Annotated in this window: 18 protein-coding genes; 11 read left to right on the plus strand and 7 right to left on the minus strand. The window is 71.2% G+C overall.

Annotated features, from left to right (window positions below; translation table 11 throughout):
- Positions 1-109: 109 nt before the first annotated feature.
- Together DFR69_RS00135 and DFR69_RS00140 are read left to right on the plus strand one after the other, a co-directional pair.
- Positions 110-1534 (plus strand): NAD(P)/FAD-dependent oxidoreductase, encoded by a 1425-nt coding sequence (locus DFR69_RS00135; protein ID WP_110035345.1) that lies wholly within the window; start codon positions 110-112, stop codon positions 1532-1534.
- Between the two features lie 166 nt (positions 1535-1700).
- Complete coding sequence (locus DFR69_RS00140; RefSeq protein WP_244198008.1) at positions 1701-2510, plus strand: hypothetical protein; 810 nt, start codon at positions 1701-1703, stop codon at positions 2508-2510.
- A 59-nt stretch (positions 2511-2569) separates the two neighbouring features.
- Here the strand turns inward: DFR69_RS00140 and DFR69_RS00145 are convergent, their stop codons facing one another.
- The 4 genes from DFR69_RS00145 to DFR69_RS00160 are packed head-to-tail and all read right to left on the minus strand — an operon-like array spanning position 2570 to position 6194.
- The gene (locus DFR69_RS00145; RefSeq protein ID WP_110035347.1) at positions 2570-3259 is read right to left on the minus strand and encodes an urease accessory protein UreD; all 690 of its coding nucleotides are present in this window, start codon (positions 3257-3259) and stop codon (positions 2570-2572) included.
- Positions 3249-3956 (minus strand): urease accessory protein UreG, encoded by a 708-nt coding sequence (gene ureG, locus DFR69_RS00150; protein ID WP_110035348.1) that lies wholly within the window; start codon positions 3954-3956, stop codon positions 3249-3251. Before ureG ends, DFR69_RS00145 begins: the two co-directional genes overlap by 11 nt.
- Positions 3957-3993: 37 nt before the next feature.
- A complete protein-coding gene (locus tag DFR69_RS00155; RefSeq protein WP_110035349.1) occupies positions 3994-4641 on the minus strand; it encodes an urease accessory protein UreF in 648 nt (215 codons plus the stop codon).
- Between the two features lie 47 nt (positions 4642-4688).
- Positions 4689-6194 (minus strand): MFS transporter, encoded by a 1506-nt coding sequence (locus tag DFR69_RS00160; RefSeq protein ID WP_110035350.1) that lies wholly within the window; start codon positions 6192-6194, stop codon positions 4689-4691.
- Between the two features lie 91 nt (positions 6195-6285).
- On the opposite strand from DFR69_RS00160, the gene DFR69_RS00165 reads away from it, so the two are divergent.
- The 5 genes from DFR69_RS00165 to DFR69_RS00185 all read left to right on the plus strand — a co-directional run bounded on the left by DFR69_RS00165 (position 6286) and on the right by DFR69_RS00185 (position 10738).
- Positions 6286-6972 carry a TetR/AcrR family transcriptional regulator gene (locus tag DFR69_RS00165; protein WP_110035351.1) on the plus strand — a complete coding sequence of 229 codons (687 nt, stop codon included), beginning with the start codon at positions 6286-6288 and terminating at the stop codon, positions 6970-6972.
- Between the two features lie 46 nt (positions 6973-7018).
- Positions 7019-7999: a zinc-binding dehydrogenase gene (locus DFR69_RS00170; RefSeq protein WP_110036038.1), complete on the plus strand. Its 981-nt coding sequence runs from the start codon at positions 7019-7021 to the stop codon at positions 7997-7999.
- Between the two features lie 35 nt (positions 8000-8034).
- The gene (locus DFR69_RS00175) at positions 8035-8700 is read left to right on the plus strand and encodes a class I SAM-dependent methyltransferase (protein ID WP_110035352.1); all 666 of its coding nucleotides are present in this window, start codon (positions 8035-8037) and stop codon (positions 8698-8700) included.
- Between the two features lie 84 nt (positions 8701-8784).
- Complete coding sequence (locus DFR69_RS00180; RefSeq protein WP_110035353.1) at positions 8785-9993, plus strand: hypothetical protein; 1209 nt, start codon at positions 8785-8787, stop codon at positions 9991-9993.
- A complete protein-coding gene (locus tag DFR69_RS00185; protein ID WP_110035354.1) occupies positions 9977-10738 on the plus strand; it encodes a hypothetical protein in 762 nt (253 codons plus the stop codon). Before DFR69_RS00180 ends, DFR69_RS00185 begins: the two co-directional genes overlap by 17 nt.
- A 10-nt stretch (positions 10739-10748) precedes the next feature.
- Here the strand turns inward: DFR69_RS00185 and DFR69_RS00190 are convergent, their stop codons facing one another.
- Entirely contained in the window at positions 10749-11963 is a 1215-nt protein-coding gene (locus DFR69_RS00190) for a DUF418 domain-containing protein (RefSeq protein WP_110035355.1), read from the minus strand.
- Positions 11964-12092: 129 nt separating this feature from the next.
- Here DFR69_RS00190 and DFR69_RS00195 point away from each other — a divergent pair, with 129 nt between their 5' ends.
- The 3 genes from DFR69_RS00195 to DFR69_RS00205 all read left to right on the plus strand — a co-directional run bounded on the left by DFR69_RS00195 (position 12093) and on the right by DFR69_RS00205 (position 14086).
- A complete protein-coding gene (locus DFR69_RS00195; protein WP_110035356.1) occupies positions 12093-12482 on the plus strand; it encodes a hypothetical protein in 390 nt (129 codons plus the stop codon).
- A gap of 69 nt (positions 12483-12551) precedes the next feature.
- Positions 12552-13538, plus strand: coding sequence for a zinc-binding dehydrogenase (locus DFR69_RS00200; protein WP_110035357.1), 987 nt, complete (start codon positions 12552-12554; stop codon positions 13536-13538).
- A 110-nt stretch (positions 13539-13648) separates the two neighbouring features.
- On the plus strand, positions 13649-14086 hold the full coding sequence (locus DFR69_RS00205; RefSeq protein WP_110035358.1) for a PaaI family thioesterase: 438 nt from the start codon (positions 13649-13651) through the stop codon (positions 14084-14086).
- A 9-nt stretch (positions 14087-14095) separates the two neighbouring features.
- On the opposite strand, the gene DFR69_RS00210 is transcribed toward DFR69_RS00205, so the two are convergent.
- Entirely contained in the window at positions 14096-15031 is a 936-nt protein-coding gene (locus DFR69_RS00210; RefSeq protein WP_110035359.1) for an SMP-30/gluconolactonase/LRE family protein, read from the minus strand.
- A 79-nt stretch (positions 15032-15110) separates the two neighbouring features.
- On the opposite strand from DFR69_RS00210, the gene DFR69_RS00215 reads away from it, so the two are divergent.
- Positions 15111-15992 (plus strand): LysR family transcriptional regulator, encoded by an 882-nt coding sequence (locus DFR69_RS00215; protein ID WP_110036039.1) that lies wholly within the window; start codon positions 15111-15113, stop codon positions 15990-15992.
- Positions 15993-16033: 41 nt separating this feature from the next.
- On the opposite strand, the gene DFR69_RS00220 is transcribed toward DFR69_RS00215, so the two are convergent.
- Positions 16034-17281: a cytochrome P450 gene (locus tag DFR69_RS00220; RefSeq protein WP_110035360.1), complete on the minus strand. Its 1248-nt coding sequence runs from the start codon at positions 17279-17281 to the stop codon at positions 16034-16036.
- Positions 17282-17305: the final 24 nt, after the last annotated feature.

Consider the following 17305-nt stretch of genomic DNA (forward strand, 5'->3'; position numbering starts at 1 on the left):
CTTGTCGTTCGGATCCGGGATCTCGTGGCGACGTCGCCTCCGGAGCCGACTACGGTAATCCCTGTCACCACCGTTGCGGGGCCACCCCAGTCTGTCGAGGAGCAGGACGATGAGCACTCAGTCTGTCGGGAACCAGCGACACCGTGTGGTGGTGATCGGTTCCGGGTTCGGCGGCTTGTTCGGCACCAGGCATCTGCGCAAGGCCGACGTGGACATCACGCTGATCTCCAAGACCTCCACCCACCTGTTCCAGCCGCTGCTGTACCAGGTGGCGACGGGCATCCTCTCGACCGGCGAGATCGCGCCCGCCACCCGGCTGGTGCTGCGCAAGCAGAAGAACGCCCAGGTGCTGCTCGGTGACGTCCACGACATCGACCTGGCGAACAAGACGGTCACCTCGCGACTACTCAACCGCGACACCGTGACCCCGTTCGACAGCCTCATCGTGGCCACCGGCGCGCAGCAGTCGTACTTCGGCAACGACCACTTCGCGACCTTCGCGCCCGGCATGAAGACGATCGACGACGCGCTGGAACTGCGCGCCCGCATCCTCGGCGCCTTCGAGCAGGCCGAGCTGGCGAGCACGCAGGAGGAGCGCGACCGGCTGCTCACCTTCATCGTCGTCGGCGCGGGCCCGACGGGCGTCGAGCTGGCGGGACAGATCGCCGAGCTGGCCGACCGCACCCTCGACGGCACCTTCCGCACGATCGACCCGCGCGACGCGCGCGTCATCCTGCTCGAGGGCGCGGGCGCCGTGCTCGGCCCGATGGGCCCGAAGCTGGGCGCCAAGGCCGCCAAGCGGCTCGAGAAGATGGGCGTGGAGATCCAGCTCAACGCCATGGTGACCGATGTCGACGCGCACGGCGTGGTCGTCAAGGACGCCGACGGCAGCACGCGCCGGATCGAGTCCTCGTGCAAGGTGTGGTCGGCCGGTGTGCAGGCCAGCCCGCTGGGCAAGATGATCGCCGAGCGCTCCAACGGCACCGAGGTCGACCGGGCCGGGCGCGTCGTCGTCGAGCCCGACCTCACCGTCAAGGGTCATCCGAACGTGTTCGTGGTCGGCGACCTCATGTCGGTGCCCGGCGTGCCGGGGCAGGCGCAGGGCGCGATCCAGGGTTCCACCTACGCGGCCAAGGCGATCAAGGCCGGGCTCAAGGGCCAGACCCCCGAGCAGCGGGCGCCGTTCAAGTACTTCAACAAGGGCTCGATGGCCACGATCTCGCGCTTCGACGCGGTCTGCCAGATCGGCAAGTTCGAGTTCAGCGGGTTCATCGCGTGGCTGGCCTGGCTCGCGCTGCACCTCTACTACCTCGTCGGCTACCGCAGCCGGATCGTCACGGTGATCGGCTGGTTCGTCTCGTTCCTCGGCCGCAACCGCGGGCAGATGGCCGCCACCGAACAGTGGGTCTTCGCCCGGCTGGCGATCGAGGAAGTGCAGTCCGACCAGCAGGACGCCGACGAACTGCACGCCGCCCTCGGCGCGCCGCCCGGCAACGCCAAGGCGGGCGCGCCGCGGCAGCGCGAAGTCGGCTGACACAGCGCGCACGACGGCCGGGTGGTTTCCGAACCACCCGGCCGTCGGCGTTTCCGCACCGCCATCCCTTTCCGGCCAGTTCCCGTTTCGGACCCATCCGTCTCCGGCACCGGTCCGAATGTCGGAGGTCATATGTGTGACCAATCCCCTGGATGAAAGGTGATCTATGGCGACGGGGAAACACAGGGCGCCGAGCCCGCAGCGACAGAAGGTGGGTTCGGTCGTCGCGGCAGGAGCGGTACCCCTGGTCATGGCCCTGATCGGCACGGGCACCGCGAATGCCGATCCCGCGCAGGCGGCGGTGACCCAGCACGATCAACCGGCCGGGCCGGAGTTCGACGCGGTGGCGCCCAACGCCACCCCGTACGTGGGCAAGCAGATGCCGGAGAACACGCGCAGTTCGCTGCAGTGGTCGCGCACCGGCCCGGAAACGGACTACCTGTCTCCGGTGGGCACGTTGCACGCACCGACCGCGGTCGCGCCGGTGCCGCCGATCCTGCCGCCGCCGGGGCAGTTCCGCTTCGGTGACCAGCAGGTCCCGGTGCCCGATTTCGTTCCGGTGGACACGTCGATCCAGATCAACGACGCCGCGGCCACCACCGAGGCGAACCTGGCGACCTTCCTCGACTCGGTCGGGCTCGAGCGCAGCCGCTCCGACCACATCGCGGCTTCCACGCTGGGCAGCGCGGCGCGCGGCGCGGCGGTCGGGTCGACGGTGGCGATCCCGTTCGCGATGGCGGCGAGCACGGGCGGCGCGATCGCCGGGCTCGTGGCCGGTGTGCCGTTCCTACCGGTCGGCCTGGTCGCCGGTCCGATCCTGGGCGGCATGGCCGGTTACATGGCGGTGTCGGTGCCGGCGACCGTCGTCGGCGCCGGTGTCGGTGCCGCCGTGGGCGCGGCCAGTGGTTTCCTCACTCCGCCGCGGGCGGCCGCGCCGGAGTCGGTCGCCGATCAGGCGGAGCTCGTCAGCGCCTGATCCTGCCGTGCTGCGACAGTGGGAGCCGGATCACCGGCTCCCACTGTTGTTTCCGCCGATCAGCCGACTGCGAGCGCCGGAGTCGCGCCGCGGGTCTCCGCGGCACTCAATCGGGTGCCGGTGCGGGTCGCGAGCGATCCGCCCGCGGCCAGCGGCAGCCGCACCGCGTCGACGCCACCGGTCCAGGCGGGCCGATCGTCGGGGTAGACCAGTTCGCTGTCGAGTGCGCGTGGCGCGCGCAGAACGTCGTCGGTGTGCGACCCGGTGCCGAGTTCGAGCCGGTGCCGCAGCAGGGGCACGTCCTCGACATCGGCGATCAGGTCACCGCGCCAGCCGCCGTCGTCCTCCCCGCTGCGACCGACCTGCACCCGTTCCCGCAGCCGCAGCCGCGCGTCCGGCGCCAGCCGCACCGTGGTCACCGTGTGGTGCCGGGCGCCCCCGGCCACGATGGTCGGTTCCGGGTCGAAGTCCAGGATGGCGCCCGATCCCAGCTCGAAGTGCCAGTGCGCCACCGACAGCGGGGTGCGGGTGCTCGGCAGCGCGATCGTCGCCGCCACCGAACGCACGGTCAGCCGCGCGCCGGGCAGGACCGTGACGCGGATGTCGAGTTCGTCACCACCGAGCGGTGTCGCGGCGGTGCCGATCAGGTGCACCGTGTCGGTGCCGGTGTGCCGCCCGGCCAGGCCGCCGACCGCGTCGATGCGCGGCAGCCTGCCCGGGGCGGCGACGATGCTCAGTTCAGTGCGCAACGCCGGCGGCCGCGTCCTGCTCGGCGATGACGCGCAGCTGCTCACGCACCCAGGCCAGCACGGGGGTGGCGGCCGGGTCGTCTGTCAGCGACACCAGGGCGGTGGGGCGGCCCTCGCGCACCTTGGCCGCGTCGCGCTCCATCACGCCCAGATCGGCGCCGACCATCGGGGCCAGGTCGGTCTTGTTCACCACGAGCAGGTCCGAGAACGTGACGCCGGGTCCGCCCTTGCGCGGCACCTTGTCGCCGCCGGCGACGTCGACGACGAAGATCTGCACGTCGATCAGGCCGGAGGAGAACGTGGCCGTGAGGTTGTCGCCGCCGGACTCCACCAGGATCAGGTCCAGCGGCGGATTGGCCGCGACCAGATCGTCGATGGCGTCGAGGTTGGCGGTGATGTCGTCGCGGATGGCGGTGTGCGGGCAACCACCGGTCTGCACGGCGGTGATCCGCTCGTCGGGCAGCACGGCGTGGCGGCGCAGGAAGTCGGCGTCCTCGGTGGTGTAGATGTCGTTGGTCAGCACCGCGAGGGACAGTTCGTCGCGCAGCTGCCTGCACAGCGCGGCGACGAGCGCGGTCTTGCCGGAGCCGACCGGGCCGCCGATGCCGATGCGCAGCGCCTCGCCCGGCGCGCGGTGCCGCTTGGGACGGTCGTGGCTGTGCTCGTGCGGTTCGCCATCGATCAGATGGGGCGGCATGGGAACTCCTTCTCGTGGGGACGGGGATTCGGGGTGCTCAGGAGGCGAACAACGGCATGTCGCGCAGCAGATGCCGTTCGGCCATGGCGTCCTGCAGCGGGTCCGACAGCGCGGCGAGCCCCGCCGCGGCCTCGGCGGCGAGCGCGTCGCACAGCGGCGCGAGGCGGATCGTGGCGTCGGCGATGGCCGCGGGATCGAGGGCGAGGAGTCGTTGCGCGGCCGTGGCGGCGCCGGTCAGCGTGGTGTAGACGACCACTCCGGCGAGTTGCTCCGGCTCGGCGGCGCAGGCGATGCCGACCATGCCGAAGACGGTCGAGAGATGGGGCCGCGCACCGGCACACGTCCATTCGTGCCGCGGCCACAGCTGTTTCGCCAGCCGCAGCAGGCCGCGGCCCTGGGCCCGCGAGGCGACACGCGCGGCGGGCGCGGGGGTGCGCGCGTCGGCTTCGAGCTCGGCGCGTTCGGGCGTCAGCGTGCCCGCGCACACCGCCGCCGCCAGCGAAGCGGCCACCAGCCCCGACGTCGCGACGCGACGCCGCAGATACAGCTCGACACTGCCGGTGTCACGCACCAGACCCGATGCCACGGCTTCCTCGACGCCCCCGGAGTGCACGTGCCCGCCGATCGGCAGGCGCGAGTCGGCGAGCGCGAGCAGGGTCGCCAGGCTCGCACCCTCGTTTCGCATCCGCCGATCCTATGCAACCGGACGCGCGATCCGCCCCGTGAGGGCGCTCAGTGGTGCAGCTCACCCCGGGTCTCGGTCGTCATCGCGCGGGCGCCACGGGCCGACCGCCAGGCCAGCGCGGCCATCGCGAGGAGCAGCAGCGCGCCACCGGTCGTGGCCACGTGCATGCCGCTGACGAACGACTCGCGCGCCGCGGCCACCAGGCCGCTGTCGCCGTTCGCGTGCAGGATCGTCTCGCCGAGGGTGTCACCGAAGTCGCCGCCGGAGCGGAAGACCAGCGCGGCCACCGATCCCAGCAGTGCCAGGCCGAGCGAGTTGCCCAGTTCGAAGCTGGTCTCGGAGATGCCCACCGCGGATCCGGCCCGCTCGGCGGGCACCGCCGACACCGCGACGTCCGACACCAGTGTGAACGAGATGCCGTAGCCGATGCCCGCGATCATCGAGCCGAGGATGTACCAGGGCAGGCCACCGTCGACCCCGACGCCGAGCAGCATCAGGTTGCCCACGGCCGACATCACCAGCGCGAGGGTGAAGGTCGCCCGCACCCCGAGCGCCTGCCCGACCTTCGCGCCGCTCATCGAGAACACGAACACCGCGACCGCCATCGGGATGCCGAGCAGGGCCGCCTGCAGCGGATCACGCCCGGTGACCGACTGCAGGTAGATGCTGGTCAGGTAGCTCATCGCGGCCAGCGACATCATCCCGACCAGGCTCGCGCCGATCGCGACCCGGAACAGCGGCCGGGTGAACAGGCTCAGGTCGAGCAGCGGTTCGGCCAGGCTGCGCTGCCTGCGCACGAACACCACCAGCACGACGACGCCGACCGCGGCGATCACCACCGAGGCGAGGTCGAAGCCCTCCGCCGCCAGGTGCTTGATGCCGTAGACCACCGGCAGGATGCCCGCGATGGACAGCGCGACGCTGGGCAGATCGAGCGGGCCGAGCGCGGTGGACCGGTGCTCGGGCAGCAGGATCGGACCGAAGATCAGCAGGATCGCCAGCACGGGGATGTTGATCAGGAACACCGAGCCCCACCAGAAGTGGTGCAGCAGCAGCCCGCCGATGATCGGGCCGACCGCCGAGCCGCCGGCGAAGAACGCGGTCCACACACCGATCGCGGTGGCGCGCCTGCGGGCGTCGGGGAACAGGCTCGAGATGAGCGCCAGGCTCGACGGCAGCAGCGTCGCGCCGCCGATGCCCATCAGCACGCGCGCGGCGATGAGGATCTCGGCGCTGGGCGCGAACGCGGCGAGCACGGAGGCGAGGCCGAACAGGGAGGCGCCGAGGAGCAGGATGTTGCGGCGGCCGATCCGGTCGCCGAGATTGCCCATCGTGATGAGCAGGCCCGCCAGCATGAAGCCGTAGATGTCGAGGATCCAGAGCTGTTGGGAGGCACTGGGATCCAGGTCGGCCGTGAGCGTCGGCATGGCGAGGAACAGCACCGAGATGTCCATCGACACCAGCAGCACCGGGAGCAGCAGCACGCCGAGGCCGAGCCACGCGCGGCGTCCACCGGCGGCTGCGGTGGGCACCGCCGGTTCCAGCTTCGTCATTCCGACATCCTTCCAGGGGTTTGCGTACGCCGTACGCGGGGAACGGGTACAGTGTACGCATGTCCGGGGGTCATGGAAAGTGAATCATGGGATGACTGACGCGAAGCTCACACGTACCGCGATCGTCGACGTAGCGATCACCCTCGCCGACGCCGACGGGCTCGACGCGGTCTCGATGCGGCGCATCGCCGAGCGGCTCGAGGTCGGCACCATGTCGCTGTATCGGCACGTGACCAACAAGGACGAGCTGATCGCCGCGATGACCGACGAGATCGCGGCCCGGCATCCCTATCCCGATCCGGCGGGCCGGGGCTGGACCTGGCGCGACCGCGTGCGCATCGCGGCACAGATCGATTGGGAGCTCTACCAGCAGCATCCGTGGGTGCTGCTCACCTTCGCGGTGCCCCGCTACAGCTTCGGCCCGCAGGGCCTCAACAGCCTCGCGTGGCTGGTGGCGGGTCTGCGCGAGCTGGACGTGTCGGTGCGCGAGGCCACCACGATGGCCTTCACGGTGTGGAACTACATCTCCGGCGCGAGCCTGCCCGTCGTCGGCGGCGCGCTGCTCACCGAGAAGCGCACCGCCACCGACGACACGAACGGACTGCGCGACCTGCTCGAGGGCACCCCGTCGTTCCCGGTGCCACCCGCGCTGGCCGAGCTCAACGGCGCCGGGGTGAGCGAACTGACCTCGGAGGACCTGCTGTTCCTCGGCCTGGACGCGCTGTGCGACGGATTCGCCGCCCGCGCCGACCGCAAACAGCGGCCGATGGCGGGCTGACCACACCGCTTGACCTCAACCGTCATTCAGGTTGAACGATGTGGGCATGCACGCGATCAGACTGCACGAATTCGGTCCGGCCACGAACCTGCGCTACGAGACCGTCCCCGATCCCGAACCCGCCGCCGGTCAGGTGCGCATCGCCGTCGCGGCCAGCGGTGTGCACCTGGTCGACACCGCGCTGCGCCGTGGGGAGCCGGGGCCGTTTCCGGTGCCCGCCTTGCCGACGGTGCCGGGGCGCGAGGTCGCCGGGACCGTCGACCGGGTGGGCGATGGTGTCGCTCCAGGTCTGCTCGGTCGAGCGGTCGTCACCCATCTCGGCGCCGCGCCCGGCGGATACGCCGAGCTGGCGGTGGCCGACGCCGATCGCCTGCTGACCATCCCCGACGGCGTCTCCCCCGGCGCGGCCGTCGCCATGATCGGCACCGGCCGCACCACCCTCGGCATCCTGCTGTTCACCGATCTCGACGCCGACAGTGTCGCGGTGGTGACCGCCGCGGCCGGCGGCATCGGCACCCTGCTCGTGCAGTACGCCAAGGCGATGGGCGCCACCGTGGTCGGGCTCGCCGGCGGGCCCGCGAAGGTGCGCCGGGTCGAGGCCAACGGCGCCGACATCGCCGTGGACTACACCGCCACCGACTGGCCCGACCAGGTCCGCGTCCGCCTCGGCGGACGCACCGCGACCGATGTGTTCGACGGTGTCGGCGGCGCGAACGGCGCGGCCGCGGTCGACCTGCTCGGCCCGGGCGGCACCCACCTGATCTTCGGCTGGTCCAGCGGCGCCGAAACCGTCCTGGACCCGGCGACTCTCGCGCCCCGGCGCATCGCCTCCCGCTCCGTCCTCGGACCCCCGATGATCGAACGCGCGGGCGGTGATCTCCTGCCCCTCTCCCGCCGCGCCCTCGACCTCGCCGCCGAAGGCGTCTTCACGCCCGCCCTCACCGAGTTCCGCCTCGCCGAGGCGGCCCGGGCCCACGAGGCCCTCGAATCCCGCGCCACCACAGGGAAAGTCGTCCTGGTCCCCTGACCCGGGTCGCGCGGGCCATGGGGAAGACTGGTCGCATGACGGACGCGCGGGAACCCGCAGATCGTCGGCTCGCCGCCGAAGCCCTGGCCGCGAACGATCCGACCGGATGGTTCGAACCGCTCTACGCCGAGGCCGCGGCGGGTTCCGCGCCCGTCCCGTGGGACCGCCCCGACCCGAATCCCCTGCTGGTGGACTGGTTCGCCGGCCATCCGACGCCGCAGGGCACGCGCGCGCTGGTCATCGGCTGCGGCTTCGGCACCGACGCCGAATTCGTCGCCGCGCGGGGATCGCGAACCACCGCCTTCGACATCTCGCCCACCGCGATCCGCGGCGCCCGCGCCCGCCACCCCGCGTCGCCGGTCACCTACCAGGTCGCCGACCTGCTGAACCCGCCCGCCGACTGGACGGCGGCCTTCGACCTGGTGATCGAATCCATCACCGTGCAATCCCTGCCGCCCGCTGTCCGCGAGCCCGCCACCGCCGCCCTGCGCACCTTTCTGGCACCCGGCGCGACCCTGCTCGTCATCGCCGACATCGCCGGCGCACCCCTGCCCGGCCCACCGTGGCCCCTCACCCCGGAAGACATCGACGCCATCGCCACCCCCGACCTCACTCCGGTCCGCGTCGAACGCCTCCCCCGCCCCGACCTCCCCGGCCGCCACCGCTGGCGCGCCGAATTCCGCCGGGCGGCGGCCTCCTAGTTCGGTGCCCGGCCTGACGTAGCATGCTCTCGGCGCGCCGGTGTCGCGGTGGCGCGGAGTTCGGCGGATGGGCGGGGACCCGTGATGGACATGGCAGTGGCGGCGATCGAGGACTCGGGCAACATCGTGGTCGCGCCGGGAACCTTGCCGGACAACGACTTACCCGGCACCTTCTTCGGCGCCACGATCTCGCCGGAGGAACTCGTCGCCGGCACCGTCGATCTCACGCGGAAGACCGTGTACCTGTGCGGTGACGTGTCCGCGATCAGCGCGCGGCACGTGCGCACGGCCGCCCGGGTGTTCGTCGTGCGGGAACTGTCGAACGGTCCGCGCGAGGACGAGTCGTGGCCCGTCGTCGACAGCGGCCGGGTCCCGGTCCGCGTGCACGATGTCGGCGTGTACTACCGCCGCTTCTTCGATCTCGGGGCCGATCACTTCGGGCGGATCCGCGCGGAGCACACGTTCCAGTCGCTGACCGAGTCCACGAAACCGGGGACGGCCCATCGCCGCGGGATCTACCTGAGCCCCGTCACACGCGACGGCGACGCGCTGCGGTTCCGTCTGCTGCGGTGTTCGACGAACCTGTCGGGGCCCACCGAGGGGTTCCGCCCGACCGATACGAGCATCGTCGACGCGCTGAACCGCGAGGCCGACACCGTCTTCCGCGACCACGCGCGGCTCGATCACGTGCTCGCCCAGATCTATCACAACACCCCGGCCACGGCCGACAGCAAGCAGTCCAAGGCGAAGATCTCGGCGCACGCCGACAAGACCAAGGACATGCCGGCCAACGGCATCATGGCGTTCTGCACCTTCTACGACGGGCTGGACGCGCTGCGTCCACTGCCGGAGGACCCTTTCGACTACGGGCTGCGCCGGACCAGTGGACTCACCGGTCTCCGCTTCCGCCTGAAGAATCCGGCCGACGAGCGGCCAGGGCGCCCTGCACAGTTCCGCCTGACGCTCTACCCCGGTTCGGTCTTCTTCATGCCGCTGACGACCAATCGCCTGTACACCCACGAGATCCAGCCCTCGACGCTGGACGCCGCCGTGCTGCCGACGCGCCTCGGCTACGTGGTGCGCTGCTCGAAAACCGAGGCCGTGCACCGCAACGGCCGGACCTTCCTCGCGCACGACGGCACGCTGGTGCCGCTGGAGCCGCCCACCGAGGCGGGCATGGACGAGTTGCGCCGGCTGTACGCCGAGGAGAACAGGACCACCTCCGTCATCGACTACGGCGACCGGTTCCGCTTCAGCATGAACGCGGGAGACTACCGTGCGCCCCGCCCCTGACCTCCGGGACGCGATCGTCTCCTACCCCGTACCGACCGAGCGCGACCTCTTCGCCGAGCTCGCTGCCTCGGCGGCGCTGGAAGCGCTGGGACGAGGCCGCAGCGGTACCACGCTCACCAAAGTCGATGCGGCGGGCGGTGTTCCGCTCGTTCGCACCACCACCCGGTACCGCGATCCGGCGCAGCGTTTCCAACCCGTGCACGACCACCTGGCCGAGCGGATCCAGGCGCTGGCCGAGGTCCCGGTGGCCTTCGACAACGCGCTCCTCGAGATCTACACCAACGACTACGCCACCATGGGCAGCCACTGCGATCAAGCCCTCGACCTGGCCGACGACTCCTTCATCGCCGTCTTCTCGTGCTATCGCGAGCCCGTCGCCGTCCCGCCGAGGAAGCTGGTCGTCACGCAGAAGGGCTCCGGCGAGAAGGTCGAGATCCCTCTCGCCCATCACAGCGCCGTCGTCTTCTCCGTCGCCGCCAACCGGCGTCTCCGGCACAAGATCGTCCTCGACGCCCCGGCAGCGGCGAACGAGTGGCTCGGTGTGACCTTCCGAACGTCCAAGACCCACGTGCGATTTCACGACGGGCACGCGTACCTGCCCGGAGGCGAACGTCTCACCGCGGCCGACGAGGATCAGCGGCAGGAGTTCTACCGGCTACGCCGACGCGAGAACCAGGAAACGGACTTCACCTATCCCCCGTTGACCTACACCGTCAGCGACGGCGATCTCCTCCCACCCCGATAGCGCGGACCCGCTATCCACCCTGGACGGCAACAGGTTCCGCGGGCCGCCGCCAGGCGGGGATCGTGCGATAGGTGGCGGCGCGCAGGACCCACTCGACCGGGCCGTAGGCGTGGCCGCGCAGCCACCAGGCGCTGAGGGCGAGCTGGGCGGCGAAGGTGAGCAGGGCGACGCCGATGACGGCCAGGGGCGGGAGATCGTCGGCGAGGGCGAAACCGTAGCCGGTATAGACGATCATCAGCACGACCGACTGGCCGATGTAGTTGGTGGCGGCCATCCGGCCCGCGGGAGCGAGCAGGCCGAGGTACCGGCCCGTGCGCGGCAGGTGAACCAGGCGCAGGATCGCGGCGAGGTAGGCGAAGGTCATGGCGGGGGCGACCAGGTACTGCGCGCCGTGCAGCAGCGGTGGGTCCCACCAGTGCATGAGCTGGCCGAAGGTCATGGCCGAGATCGGCACGCCGAGACCGAATCCGATCAGCATCGCGCGAGAAGACCAGCGGCGCAGGGTCTCCGGATCCTCGAAGAGCTTGCGGTTGCCCGCCGTCATCCCGAGCAGGAACATCGCCAGGCTCGGCAGGCCCTGACTGAACCAGATCAGGAACAGCCAGATCGGGGCGATGGCGGTCTGAGCGGCGAAGGTGTCGGCGAAGCCGCCGGTGTAGTCGGCCGACAGCTTCGGCAGGTCGAAGAACTCGCCGAGCCCGAGGATGCCGACCTCGCTGCCGGGCAGGAACGCCCACACCGACCACAGGGTGTACAGCACGATCGCGGTGACGATCGCGGTGCGCGCCTTCTTTTTCCGCAGCGCGATCAGCAGCAGGCACAGCACCGCGTACAGGGTGAGGATGTCACCGATCCACAGGAAGTAGACGTGCAGGAGCCCGATCAGGAACAGGGCGCCGCACCGCCGCAGCAACCGCCGGGTCGGCGCCACCCCCGCGCGCTCGGCCGCGGCGATCTGCAGCGTGAACGAGTACCCGAACAGGAACGCGAACAGCAGATAGAAGCGGCCGGTGAACAGCGCGTCGACGCTCGCCCGCACCACCTGGTCGACGGTCCCGTCGAACACCGAGACCGGCTTGTCCCGGGTGCCGACCACCGACCAGAGCGTGGTCGCGACGATCGCGTTGGTGATCAGGATGCCGAACAGCGCGAACCCGCGCAGGATGTCGACCTCGGCGAGGCGGCGACCCGAAGGGGGTGCGGAAGAGCGTGTTCCGGCGGTCATGCACCGAGGGTAGGCGCGCCGACCGGCTCGGCTCGTCCACCGCGAGAGCGATTTCCCCGCCCCTCCGTGGTCCCTCCCACATCCGTCTCGCGGCGTATTGACATCGGCCCGAGCGCCTAGAATCCGGACGTGCACACTCCTGTCCCGCCGCGCCCCGAACTGGTCGCCGCCGTCGAATCCCTGCACGTCGATCTCGCGCACTGGCTGGGTTCGGAGGCGCCCGACGAGGTCTTCGACCGTTTCGCCGCCGCGCAGCATCCGGCGTTCACCATGGTCACCACCGCGGGCACGGTGCTCGCGCGCGAGGAACTGCTGACCGGTCTGCGCGGCGCGCGCAACGCCCGTCCCGGCCTCGTCATCGACATCACCGAGGTGGAGAGCGTCGTCGACGAGGCGATGATCGTGCTCCGGTTCCTCGAGACCCATCGCGTCGGCGCCACGGCCGAGTCGCGCCGGGTCACCGCCGTGCTCGACCGCGACCTGCGCTGGCGCAGCGTGCACGAAACGCCGCTGCCCTGATCGAGGCCGCCGCGGTGCCACAATGGGAGCCGACTCGGGCGGGGACACGCGACCACCACGGAGGCCCAGATGCAGGCAGTCGTCATCGACGAGTTCGGCGAACCGAAGGATGTGCTCGGCACGCGGGAGGTGCCCGCGCCGGAGCCGGGACCGGGTGAGGTGCGGATCGCGACCATCCTCTCCCCGATCCACAATCACGACCTGGCCATCATCCGCGGCGTCTACGGGTACCGGCCGCCGCTGCCCGCCACTCCCGGCACCGAGGCGGTGGGTGTCGTCGACGCGGTCGGCGCGGGCGTCACCGGGCCCGAGGTCGGTCAGCGCGTCGCGGTCGCGGGCGCGCGGGCGGCCTGGGCCGACTTCTTCCTGGCCCGCGCCGACCAGGTCGTCCCGATACCGCCGAGCGTGCCCGACGAGACCGCCTGCCAGCTGCTGGCCATGCCGTTGAGCTCGCTCATGCTCTTGGACGACCTGCGGGTGCAACCGGGCCAGTGGATCGCGGTGAACGCCGCGAACGGCGCGGTCGGCCGCCAGGTGAACCTGTTCGCCCGGCAGCGCGGGGTGCGGGTGCTGAGCCTGGTGCGTGGCCCCGAGTCGGTGCGCGCGCTCGAACAGCTCGGTTACGGTCCGGTGCTCGACACCGAGGTCGACGGCTGGGCGGCGCGGGCGGCCGAGGTCACCGGCGGCGAGCCGATCGTGCGCGGTGTCGACCAGGTCAGCGGCCGGGCCGCCGACGCGTTGATGTCGCTGCTGGCGCCGCGCGGCGAGCTGGTGTCCTTCGGCGCGCTGTCGGGCCAGCCGCTGAGCATCGACACCGGCGCGGTCATCTTCAAACAGGCTGTGGTGAAAGGCTTCTGGGGACAGCAGCGCAGCGCCGAGATCGATCGCGACGACTACGTGCGGCTGATCACCGAACTCGTCGGCTGGGCCGCCGACGGCACCGTGCGCCTCGACGTGCAGGCCGAGTTCCCGCTGGACCGGGCCGGCGAGGCCGCCGTCGTCTCCGAGACGCCGGGCCGCAACGGCAAGGTGGTCCTGCGCGCGGGCGCCCGCTGACCCCGGCGATCGACCGACCCGATCGCGCGATCGCGGCCCACGGCGTTCGCCGCCGTGGGCCGCGCCGTCTTGGTACCGTCCGCGCACCCCCAGCGAAGGAGCCGTCCGGCATGACGACACCGCCGAACCCCGACTACGCCCAGGTGGTGCCCGCCGCCGTGCTGTCGATGCCTGCCGCCGCCCACCTCGGTTTCCGCTTCGGCCGGATCGCGCCCGGCGAAGTGGAACTCGTCCAGCCGCACCGCCCCGAACTCACCCAGCACAACGGCTATCTGCAGGGCGGCGTGCTCGGCTCGCTGGCGGACTTCGCGGCGGGCTCGGCCGCGGGCACCCTGCTCCCGGTCGGCTGGGTCAACATGACCATCGACTACACCGTGAAGATCCTCGCCCCGGCCAAGGGCGCCGAGATCCTCGCCAAGGGCCGGGTGGTCAAGCCGGGCGCCACACTGACCGTCGCGGCGGCCGAGCTGTTCTCCGTCGAGGACGGGACCGAAACCCTGTGTGCCACCGCGCTGGTCACTCTCCGCAATGTGAACACGGCGGGCTGACCGCCTGCCTCAGCGCCGGTCGACGGCCACCGCGGCGTACGGCGTCGACGGGGTGGGCGGGGTGTCGAAGCGCGCGTTCGGCAGGTAGAGGCGGTCACCGAACGCGGCGACGGTGGCGGGGACGTCGAAGCGCGGGTCGGTGATGCGGCGCTCGACGTGCCCCTGCGTTCCAGCGCTGTCGAGGGCGAGGACTGCGACGGCGTTGCGGCGGTTCTGGACGGCGAACAGCGTAGTGCCCTGCAACAGCAGCCCGTCCACGTCCGGCAGCGATTCGCCGTGCAGGTCGACGCGCGTGGTGACGCCGGTCGCCGGGTCGACGCGGAACAGCTCACCGGTCACCGATTGCGCGATCAGCAGCGCGCTCCCGTCCGGAGTCCGGACGATCCCGTTGGCGTTGAAGGCCTGAGGGACATAGGCGATGTCACCGCTCAGCGGGATCCGGCGCACCGACTCGGCGGGCGGCAAGGCGCCGTCCGGGCCGATGGGGAGGTGATAGAGGACCGGGGCGGTCGAGTCGGTGACCCAGGCGCCGTCGGCGGTCAGCACGATGTCGTTGACGAAAGTGTCTGGGCCGGTGGCGAATCGGTAGGTGGCCAGCACCGCGCCGGTCCCGGCGTCGAGCACCCGGAAGTCACCGCCGGTGCCGCCCGCCACGAAGAGCCTGCCGCGATCGTCGAGCTGCAAGCCGAGCGCGGGTGTCCCCGGCCCTCGGCTGAGCAACTGCCCCTGCCCGGTGACGAGGTCGGCGCGATAGATCGACCCGTCGGCCATGGAACCGAAATAGGCCACCGGCAGCGTCCCGATGGCGATCCCCTCGGCCTGGAACCCGTCGGGCAGCCCGATCGTGGTGGGAAACAACGGTCCCTGCGCGACCGCGTGGTCGACGGGGAGCAGGACGGCCGCGGCGACGGCGACCGATCCGAGGAGGCGTAGCGCGATGTTCATGTCCTTTATCGAAGACCTTCGCGATCAATGAATCCAACACATGTTTGTCACCGAAGCGATCGTGATTCACGATGATTGGATGGAGTTGCAGCAGCTGCGTTATGTCCTGGCCGTGGCCGAGACGAACAGCTTCACCAGGGCCGCCGAGCGTTGCCTGGTGGTGCAGTCCGCGCTGAGCCACCAGATCGCCAAGCTGGAACGCGAACTGGGCGCCCCGCTGTTCGAGCGGACCAGCCGTCGGGTGCGGCTGACCCCGGCCGGCGCGGCGTTCCTCCCTGCCGCCCGGCAATGCCTCGAGGCCGCCGAACGCGCGGGCGCGGAGGTCGCGGCCGCGATCGGCGAGGTGCGCGGCAGGCTCGCGGTCGGCCTGATCCCGACCGTCGCCGCGGTGGATCTGCCCGTGGCGCTCGGCGCGTTCCGTGCCCGTCACCCGGCGGTGCGGATCAGTCTGCGGGTCGGGGCGAGCGAGGACCTGGCCGAGCAGGTCGAGCAGGGCGCCCTGGACGTGGCGTTCCTCGGCATGCCGACCACCGTGCGCCCACGCGGGGTCGCCGTCCACGAACTCGCGCGCGACCGGCTCGTCGCGGTGGTCGCACCGGGGCATCGGCTCGCCGCCGCCGGCGAGGTCGACCTGCGCACGCTGGCCGATGAGGTCTTCGTCGATCTCCCGGCGGGCACGGCGGGCCGCGTCCAATCCGATCTCGCCTTCACCGCGGCTGGACTGACCCGCGATGTCGCCTTCGAGGTCACGACCGCGGACTACATCGCGCGCCTGGTCGCCGCGGACCTCTGTGTGGCCATGCTGCCGAAAGCCCATGCGCCACAACTCGTCGGCGTGCGCGCGATCGAGATCACCGACGCGCCCACCCGGGTGGAGTACGCCGTCTGGAGCCGGACGGGTCGCAGTCCCGCCGCCACGGCACTGCTCGCCGCCCTCGACATCCCGACCGAGAAGCACTGACGGCCCCGCCGACGTCGACGGGGCCGGGCACAGCGCACCACTCAGGCCGGCGTGACCGCCACCGGCAGCGACTCCAGACCGCGGATGACGACATTCGGCTTGAACGGCGGATTCTCACTCCGCAGCTCCAGCGAGCCGACCTTGCGCAACAGCACGTCGAGCAGGATCTCCATCTCCAGCAGCGCCAGCGGGGCGCCGAGGCAGTAGTGGATGCCGAGGCTGAAGCCCAGGTGCTTCTTGGCCGGGTTCTTCGGATCGGAGTAGCGGGTCACGTCCACCCGCTCCGGGTCGGGGAAGGCGGCCGGATCGTGATTGCTCGAATTGATCAGCACCACCACGCCTTCGCCCTGCTCGAACCGGTGCCCGGCCACGGTGATCGGCCGGGTCGCGGCCCGCGTGGTGATCTGCACCGACGGGTCGAGGCGCAACAGTTCGTCGGGGGTGTGCGCGAGCATCTCGGGACGCTCGCGCAGCACCCGGACCTGGTCGGGGTTGCGCAGCAGGCGCAACATGCCGGTGCCGATGAGATTGGCGGTGGTCTCGTGCCCGGCCACGAAGGTGGTGATGCAGGTGGCGAGCAGCTCCTGCTCGGTGAGCACGTCGCCGCGGTCCTCGACCTGCGACAGCGCGCTGAGCAGATCGTCGCGCGGGTTGACGCGGCGTTCGTTGAGCAGCTCACGGAAGTAGCCCATGAATCCGCGCGAGGCCGCGCTGCGCGCCCGCAGGCATTCCTCGGGCAGCGTGTAGTCGTGGTCGAAGCCGCGGGCAAGGTCCTGCGACCAGCGGTGCACCTGGTCGTAGGCCTCCTTCGGCACGCCGATCAGCTCGCAGGCGATGATCAGCGGCAGCGGGTAGGCGATCAGCTCGACGAGGTCGAACTCGCCCGCGGCCACGGCGTCGTCGACGAGCTGCTCGCACAGTTGCTCGATCCGCGGGCGCAGCCGGGTCACCATGCGCGGGGTGAAGCCCTTGGTGACGAGGTTGCGCAGGCGGGTGTGATCCGGCGGCTCCATCCACAGGAACGAGGTGGGCAGTTCCTCGGGGGCGTTCTCCGGCGAGACCGTCGGGTGCATCATCGCCGCTTCCTCGGCGTGGCTCCACGCGGTGGTGGACAGCACCGCCGCGCAGTCCTCGTAACGGGTGAGCACGTGGTGGCCGAGCGGGGTCTGGTGGATGGGGCCCGCCTCGCGCAGCACGCGGGCGGGCGTGTAGGGGTCGGCGCGCCCGTCGGGCCCGAACAGCTGGACCAGGGCGGTCTGGACGGCGTCGGTGTCGATCGTGGAGGTCATGGGTGGGTCTCCTCGCGAAGGGTG

Origin of the sequence: Nocardia neocaledoniensis (genome assembly GCF_003182135.1) — a bacterium.
Taxonomy (GTDB): Bacteria; Actinomycetota; Actinomycetes; order Mycobacteriales; family Mycobacteriaceae; genus Nocardia; species Nocardia neocaledoniensis.

Bases quoted from the DNA above. Each gene is read 5' to 3' on its own strand.
- DFR69_RS00135 (WP_110035345.1), top strand. From the start codon at position 110: ATGAGCACTCAGTCTGTCGGGAACCAGCGACACCGTGTGGTGGTGATC.
- DFR69_RS00140 (WP_244198008.1), top strand. From the start codon at position 1,701: ATGGCGACGGGGAAACACAGGGCGCCGAGCCCGCAGCGACAGAAGGTG.
- ureG (WP_110035348.1), bottom strand. From the start codon at position 3,956: ATGCCGCCCCATCTGATCGATGGCGAACCGCACGAGCACAGCCACGAC.
- DFR69_RS00155 (WP_110035349.1), bottom strand. From the start codon at position 4,641: ATGCGAAACGAGGGTGCGAGCCTGGCGACCCTGCTCGCGCTCGCCGAC.
- DFR69_RS00160 (WP_110035350.1), bottom strand. From the start codon at position 6,194: ATGACGAAGCTGGAACCGGCGGTGCCCACCGCAGCCGCCGGTGGACGC.
- DFR69_RS00165 (WP_110035351.1), top strand. From the start codon at position 6,286: ATGACTGACGCGAAGCTCACACGTACCGCGATCGTCGACGTAGCGATC.
- DFR69_RS00170 (WP_110036038.1), top strand. From the start codon at position 7,019: ATGCACGCGATCAGACTGCACGAATTCGGTCCGGCCACGAACCTGCGC.
- DFR69_RS00175 (WP_110035352.1), top strand. From the start codon at position 8,035: ATGACGGACGCGCGGGAACCCGCAGATCGTCGGCTCGCCGCCGAAGCC.
- DFR69_RS00180 (WP_110035353.1), top strand. From the start codon at position 8,785: ATGGACATGGCAGTGGCGGCGATCGAGGACTCGGGCAACATCGTGGTC.
- DFR69_RS00190 (WP_110035355.1), bottom strand. From the start codon at position 11,963: ATGACCGCCGGAACACGCTCTTCCGCACCCCCTTCGGGTCGCCGCCTC.
- DFR69_RS00200 (WP_110035357.1), top strand. From the start codon at position 12,552: ATGCAGGCAGTCGTCATCGACGAGTTCGGCGAACCGAAGGATGTGCTC.
- DFR69_RS00205 (WP_110035358.1), top strand. From the start codon at position 13,649: ATGACGACACCGCCGAACCCCGACTACGCCCAGGTGGTGCCCGCCGCC.
- DFR69_RS00210 (WP_110035359.1), bottom strand. From the start codon at position 15,031: ATGAACATCGCGCTACGCCTCCTCGGATCGGTCGCCGTCGCCGCGGCC.
- DFR69_RS00215 (WP_110036039.1), top strand. From the start codon at position 15,111: ATGGAGTTGCAGCAGCTGCGTTATGTCCTGGCCGTGGCCGAGACGAAC.
- DFR69_RS00220 (WP_110035360.1), bottom strand. From the start codon at position 17,281: ATGACCTCCACGATCGACACCGACGCCGTCCAGACCGCCCTGGTCCAG.